The 5,901-nt window shown below is 69.9% G+C and carries 8 protein-coding genes; 4 read left to right on the top strand and 4 right to left on the bottom strand.

The genetic code is table 11. From position 1 onward, the window contains the following. Positions 1-199 precede the first annotated feature (199 nt). Positions 200-478 (bottom strand): hypothetical protein, encoded by a 279-nt coding sequence (locus AB0B89_RS34355; RefSeq protein ID WP_358561294.1) that lies wholly within the window; start codon positions 476-478, stop codon positions 200-202. On the opposite strand from AB0B89_RS34355, the gene AB0B89_RS34350 reads away from it, so the two are divergent. Then, positions 468-818: a GNAT family N-acetyltransferase gene (locus AB0B89_RS34350; protein ID WP_358561292.1), complete on the top strand. Its 351-nt coding sequence runs from the start codon at positions 468-470 to the stop codon at positions 816-818. The two genes, AB0B89_RS34355 and AB0B89_RS34350, sit on opposite strands and share 11 nt — an antisense overlap. 629 nt (positions 819-1,447) lie before the next feature. Here AB0B89_RS34350 and AB0B89_RS34345 read toward each other — a convergent pair. Then, positions 1,448-1,618 (bottom strand): hypothetical protein, encoded by a 171-nt coding sequence (locus AB0B89_RS34345; RefSeq protein ID WP_358561290.1) that lies wholly within the window; start codon positions 1,616-1,618, stop codon positions 1,448-1,450. Positions 1,619-1,684: 66 nt separating this feature from the next. Between AB0B89_RS34345 and AB0B89_RS34340 the strand changes: the two genes are divergently transcribed. The 3 genes from AB0B89_RS34340 to AB0B89_RS34330 all read left to right on the top strand — a co-directional run bounded on the left by AB0B89_RS34340 (position 1,685) and on the right by AB0B89_RS34330 (position 3,990). Continuing rightward, positions 1,685-2,287: a CGNR zinc finger domain-containing protein gene (locus AB0B89_RS34340; protein WP_358561288.1), complete on the top strand. Its 603-nt coding sequence runs from the start codon at positions 1,685-1,687 to the stop codon at positions 2,285-2,287. A gap of 312 nt (positions 2,288-2,599) precedes the next feature. Next, the gene (locus AB0B89_RS34335) at positions 2,600-3,346 is read left to right on the top strand and encodes a hypothetical protein (RefSeq protein WP_358561285.1); all 747 of its coding nucleotides are present in this window, start codon (positions 2,600-2,602) and stop codon (positions 3,344-3,346) included. Beyond that, entirely contained in the window at positions 3,343-3,990 is a 648-nt protein-coding gene (locus AB0B89_RS34330; RefSeq protein WP_358561282.1) for a hypothetical protein, read from the top strand. Before AB0B89_RS34335 ends, AB0B89_RS34330 begins: the two co-directional genes overlap by 4 nt. Positions 3,991-4,047: 57 nt before the next feature. Here AB0B89_RS34330 and AB0B89_RS34325 read toward each other — a convergent pair whose 3' ends face one another. After that, positions 4,048-4,962, bottom strand: coding sequence for a glutathione S-transferase C-terminal domain-containing protein (locus AB0B89_RS34325; RefSeq protein ID WP_358561279.1), 915 nt, complete (start codon positions 4,960-4,962; stop codon positions 4,048-4,050). Between the two features lie 321 nt (positions 4,963-5,283). Next, positions 5,284-5,901 (bottom strand): ATP-binding cassette domain-containing protein (locus tag AB0B89_RS34320; protein WP_358561276.1); only part of this gene is annotated, 618 nt, incomplete at its 5' end.

The raw sequence follows: 5,901 nt of genomic DNA, 5'->3' as shown, positions 1-5,901 counted from the left end.
GGCTTGCTTGCTCCCACGAACGGATGTCTCCTTACCCACCCTCGACACAGAGTTTTATACCTGTTTGCTACCTCTGTCTATTTTGGCAGGGAGGGCTCGGGCCCGCGGTCGCATGACGTCATCGCGTGATTCTCAAGAGGGCTTCTTGCCGCCCTTGCAGCGTCTTGGACAGTCTGTATCCATGCCCGATCACTGGCCTCTATTCAAGCTGCGTTTGACCACGCCCCGACTGGAACTGCGCTTGCCCACACTGGAGGACCTCCATCAGCTGGCCGATCAGGCGGCTGAGGGCATCCACGACCCCGAAGTGATGCCCTTCGTCCCACCGTGGACCGACGTCCCGAGCGACGAACTCCCGAGAAACGTCGTCCTGTCCAACCTCGGCGAGATCGCCCGGTGGCGGCCCGAACGCTGGTGCTGCAATTTCGCCGTCATCCGCGACGGACGGGCCATCGGTGTTCCAGGACTTGTCCGCCACCGACTTCGCCGTCACCCGCGAGGTGCATACGGGCTCCTGGCTCGGTCGTTCTTGTCAAGGGCATGGCCTTGGCACCGAGATGCGCGCCGCCGTTCTCCATTTGGCTTTCACCGGTCTTGGCGCTCTGTCAGCGATCTCTGCCGCTTTCGAGCACAACGGCGCCTCGCTGGCCGTCTCCCGCAAACTCGGTTACCAGCCCGATGGCCTGTCGGTCCACAATGTGCGCGGCCGTCGCGCCATCGCCCAGCGTCTGCGCTTGAACAAGGACACGTTCACGAGCCCGATCCCCATCGGGCTTCACGGTCTGGAGCCCTGCCTGCCACATTTCGGCCTGAGCTGACGCGTTTCGCCGCACGCGAGGGGCCGGGCGTCGCCGCGCAGGGCGCCGACCGAGCCCGCGTCAGCTCACACGGCCCGGAGTTGAGCGCTGACAACTCCGGCCCACCCTAAATCCAGATGTGACTCCTCACGGGAACCGATACTGTGGGGAACGCTAAGTGAGCTTTTTCTCTTGGCCGTGTCCAACATGGTCGGGGAAGACACCTTCTACGAGAGGGCCGACCACCGCGACGACCGGTTCCGCCGTCTCGTCCACCAGGTGGCGGTGGAGGGCTTCGAGTGGCTGTCCCGGTTCCTCCCGTGGCTCCGCGGTGAGGGCAACATGCGGTCGGCCCCGATCGTCGCCGCGTTGGAGGCGGTCAAGGCGCGTCTCGCCGCAGGACTGCAGGGGGCAACCGGCAGCTCGTCGCGTCGGTTCTTCAGCGTGCCGACGAGCCCGGCGAGGTGTTGGCCTACTGGACGTCCCGGTACGGCGTGGACACCTCCGCGTTCATGTCCTCTGGGGCCATTTCCGCCTCGAAGCGGGAAAGAACGCCGCTTGGCCGTTCTGACCTGAGGCGCGACGTGCGTCTTGAGCCGTGAAACGTCATGATCCGTCGCGAGAGACGTAAGCCCTCGGCCGGAAGCGATTCAGGCTGAGGGCTTTCGCTTGTTCGACGTGGCCGAATAAGCCCCCCAAGAGGCGTCGACGCCGTTCTGCCCGCCGATGTAGATCGTCTTCGTAGGCTGTTCGACCACCACGGCCTGGCTGAAGGCCGGGCTGCGATGGAGTCCCTCGGGGTTGATGTGCCGTGTGCTCATCTCGTCCTCCTCTGCCCCGTGACACCGGTATTAGTGGTTTCACACGGCACCACTTATAGTGGTTTCATGCGCGCGAACGCAACGGGGAGAATGTTGTACGACCCCAAGGGAGGGTCGTTCTGGTTCGACGCCGGCGCCGTATGCCTGGACTTCGCCCACACGGGCGGCGAGGGCCGGTACGCGGTGTTCGAGATCCTCCACGTGCCTGCCGACCTGGGCGAATGGCTGGCTCAGCCGCCACTGTCTGTGGTCATGACGGTCCCTGTGACGGCCCGGGAGCTGACCGCTGCCAAGGCCCTCCGCCAGGCGATCTGGGACGCGGCGCACGCCCGGGCGGCGCGCCGCCCTCTCCCCGCCGGGGCGGTCGCGACCATCAACCAGGCCTCGGCCCCGGCGCCGCTGGTCCCCGAGCTCGCCGCCGACGGTACGACCGCGGGGTGGGCGCCGCCGGTGCGGGCCGCGCAAGCACTGTCGACGCTGGCGCGGGAGATGATCGAGTTGCTGTCCGGGCCGCTCTCGGGGCGCATCCGCGAGTGCGCGAGCGACGGCTGCCCGATGGTGTTCGTGGACTCTTCCCGCCCTGGCGCGCGGCGCTGGTGCGCGATGGAGCGTTGCGGCAACCGCCACAAGCTCCGGGCTCTCCGCGCCCGGCGCGCCACGAACGCCTGACACATCGCCCGGACGCGGCACGATGTGGCGCCCAAGTGGTCGATCCGATCCCCGGTAAGGCCGGCCATGCTGGTCGGAGGGCCTCGACGGCCTCGACGGGCACGGCCCCCGCCCCCGGCTCCGCTCCGACCCGGAAGCGTCCGCGGCGGTGGGCCGGGGTGTCGCCGTTCGCGCCCGGAAACCTGGGCCTTCCTCGGATTCGTCCGGCCGCTCATCCTGAGGACGACGGGAGCACTCTGGCGATCTGGAGAGCCGATGACCGACGAGCGGCCCGTAAGCCCCTGCGGATGCGGGCAGGGTTCCGGAACGGAAATGAGCCGGCGTGGTGCCCTGCGGCTCGGCAGGAACGCCGCCCTGGCCGCGGCGGCGGGCACCGCCCTCGGCGCCTTCACGGGGACACCCAGGGCAGACGCCGAGGAGATCCTCGCGGCACCGAAGATCATCGGTCCGGTGACCGTCATCAGCCCGAGTGTGCGGGTCGACAACGCCCACTACGGCAGCACGGTCAACCTTTTCGCCGAAGGAGCGCCGATCGCCTCGGTCCCCGCGAGCGCCGACGGTGTCACTCTGATTCCCGTGGGCGGGCTCGGCCTGTCGGCGGACAAGCGGCTCACGGCGACGCAGACGGCCACCGGTACTCGCGGGGAACCGTCCCGGCCGGAACCCGTGCAGGCCGCCCCGAAGCCGTTGGGCGCGGTGTACTGCGCGAGTCTGGTGCACGCGTGCATGGACTGGCTGGTGGTGACCGGCGCCGCCCCCGGGGCGACCGTGGCCGTGCGGTACGGGGGCGTCACCGTCGGGGAGGCGGTCGCCGACTGGCCGGACTGGACGCAGGTCTCGGTCCTGCTGGACAAGGGCCGCACCGGCCCGTTCGGCGTCGGCACGACCCTCCAGATAAAACAGCACTACGTGGACCCGGCTATGTCAACGGTGTGTGGCGAGCCGCCCGCGAGGCCACCTCCACCACGGTCGCGGTCCCGGCCGGGCAACTGCGCATCGCGGACTCGGGACGGCCCGACTACGTACACGCGGCCCAGGAGTTGTGCACCAGCTCCATGACCGGCTCGGACGTGCCCGTGACGATGGGCAAGATGACGCTGTCCACCGACCCGGACCCGGTCACGGTCGACAGCACCCAGACGGTGAAGGTGATCGCCAAGAACGCCGCCTCCGGTTCCCTGGTCGACGGGCGGGTCTGGATCAACGGCCAGAACGTCGCCGCGACCAACACCGGCTTCTCGTGGACCTTCCACAGCGGCCAGCCGGCTCCGGCCACCGTCGTGCGCGCCACCGGCTACGGCGAGGAGTCACTGACCTGGAAACTGACCAACCCGATCCTCACCATGAAGCTCGGGTCCACGACCGCCGGGACCACGGTCAACTCGGTCGACTGGAAAGTGGTCCATCAGCCCAGCGGCACCACGGTGGCGACCCCGAAGGGCATCGAGGCCAAGGTCGCCCTGCCCGTGCCCCCGCCGAGTCAGGTGGTCACCTACGACCTCTACTGCACCGTCGACCTGACCGGCCTGGACGGCAAGCACCACACGGTGTCGATCACCTACCCGAACGCCGGTGTCGCGCACGTCGGCTGGAGCGGCAAGGCGCTCCTCGCCGCCTTCCTCATAACCGAGGACAGGAACGTCGACCCGGTCACAGGCACCGTGACCCTGACGGACAACCTCATCTTCCAGGGCGCCGGATGACGCGGTCGATCCGTACCTGGACGCGCCGGGCCGACCTCGATCACCGGGGGGCGGTGGTCAGGCCGGGCGGGGGGCCTGGGCGTGCCAGTCGGGTGTCTCGGCGCCGGGCACCGTGAAGGACCCGAAGTCGGTGGTGTCCCGGAAGGCAGGCACGGTGTAGAGATCCCGGGCGTACGCCCACAGGTGCGGGTACTCATGCAGGCCCGGGTTGATGGCACGGTGGGCGTTGGGTCCGGCGTCGTAGCGGACCAGGGTCACCCACAGCCGGATGTCGGCCTCGGTCAGCGTCGAGCCGACCAGGTATCGCCGGGTGGCCAGCCGCTCGTCGAGCGTGGCGAACGCGTCGAGCAGCGCGGCGCGGGCCCGCGCGCCGTCCGGGCCGGGCCGGCCCGCCGCGGCGGCGCCGTGGTTCACCGCCGGGCCGATCCAGGCGTCGAGCTCCTCGATCTCGTCGCGGTGCCGCTCGGGGTAGGTGACCACGAGCGGCTTGGCGAGGTGCCGGAACAGGGTGCCGAGGTCGATCCCGATGCCCTTGAAGTCGTTGCTGACCACGGTCGCGGTGGCCCGGTCCCACAGCGTCGGCACCGAGATGTGGCCGTCGTAGCCCTCCTCCGTCGCCTCGTAGGCTTCGCGCAGCAGGGTGAAGCCGTTGACCGGGTCCGGCCCGTACCGCTCGCGGAACGCCCAGCCCCGTCCGTCGCGTGCGTTGTCCACGTACGAGACGCTGACGACGTCGTCGAGGCCGGCGAGGGCACGGGCGATCGTCACCCGCTGCGACCACGGGCAGAACCAGCCCGCGTACAGGTGGTACCGGCCGGCGCGCGGCGTGAAGCCGGCCGGGCCGTCCTCGGTGATCCGCCCGGTGAATCGGTAGAGCGGGCGGGGGTCGTCGGCCCTGCGGGTGATGCGGTACTCCCCGTAGGTCGTGGTGTCGACGGGGCCGGCCAGCTTGAACTGCGACAGGTTTGACATGGGATACCTTCGAGAATCGAAGCACTGGAGCCGCTCCAAACCCTACTTGTCATGTAGGTTTTAGGTCTAGCGTCCGCTTCGCGGTCGTTCGGGGCCGGTGGGGCGTGGCCCGCCCGCGTCAGGTCGGCGCGGGGCGATCGGCCGGCGGTTCGAAGCCGGGTTTCTCGCGCAAGGTCGCCCGGTGTGGTCCGGCTTCACGGTCCCCTGCGCGCCGAAGGTGGGCAGGTCCGGGGCGAAGGGCGCCGTCCTCTGGGGGTCGAGGGTGGGTGGTCCGGCGGGTCCGGTGGACCGGGGCCGCTGAGCGGGTGGGGTGCGCGGTGGTCAGGCGTACCGCCCGCCGGGGATGGCCGCGAGCAGCTCGCGGGTGTAGGCGTGGGCCGGGCGGTCGAAGAGCTCGCCGGTCGTGCCGATCTCGACGATCCGGCCGGCCCGCATGACGGCCACCCGGTGGGCGATCTGCCGCACCACGGCGAGGTCGTGGGAGATGAACAGGTACGCGACGCCGGTTGCCGCCTGCAGTTCGGCGAGCAGTTCGAGGACCTGGGCCTGCACCGAGACGTCCAGCGCGGAGACAGGCTCGTCGCAGACCACGAGGTCCGGGGAGAGCGCCAGGGCCCGGGCGACGGCGACCCGCTGGCGTTGCCCACCGGACAGTTCCGCGGGCCAGCGCGCGAGCACCGAGGCGGGCAGCGCGACCCGGTCGACGAGCTCGCGGGCGCGCGCCCGCCGGGAAGCCCGGTCGCCGACGCGGAACACGCGCAACGGTTCGGTGATCACCTCGCTGATCGTGAAGCGCGGGTCGAGCGACGCGTACGGGTTCTGGTAGACGAGCTGGGCACGCCGGCACGATGAGGCCGACGACGAACGGCGCCAGGTTCGCGGCCGGGGAGTTGTTGCCGAGGTCGGTGACGGCGAGGACGAGGAACAGCAGGATCGCCG

It is taken from the genome of Sphaerisporangium sp. NPDC049002 (genome assembly GCF_040649355.1).
GTDB lineage: Bacteria > Actinomycetota > Actinomycetes > Streptosporangiales > Streptosporangiaceae > Sphaerisporangium.
Note: the sequence above shows the minus strand (reverse complement) of the source record. Positions and strands in the feature narration are given on the sequence as shown.

Bases quoted from the DNA above. Each gene is read 5' to 3' on its own strand.
- AB0B89_RS34345 (WP_358561290.1), bottom strand. From the start codon at position 1,618: ATGAGCACACGGCACATCAACCCCGAGGGACTCCATCGCAGCCCGGCC.
- AB0B89_RS34340 (WP_358561288.1), top strand. From the start codon at position 1,685: ATGCGCGCGAACGCAACGGGGAGAATGTTGTACGACCCCAAGGGAGGG.
- AB0B89_RS34325 (WP_358561279.1), bottom strand. From the start codon at position 4,962: ATGTCAAACCTGTCGCAGTTCAAGCTGGCCGGCCCCGTCGACACCACG.
- AB0B89_RS34335 (WP_358561285.1), top strand. From the start codon at position 2,600: ATGAGCCGGCGTGGTGCCCTGCGGCTCGGCAGGAACGCCGCCCTGGCC.
- AB0B89_RS34330 (WP_358561282.1), top strand. From the start codon at position 3,343: ATGACCGGCTCGGACGTGCCCGTGACGATGGGCAAGATGACGCTGTCC.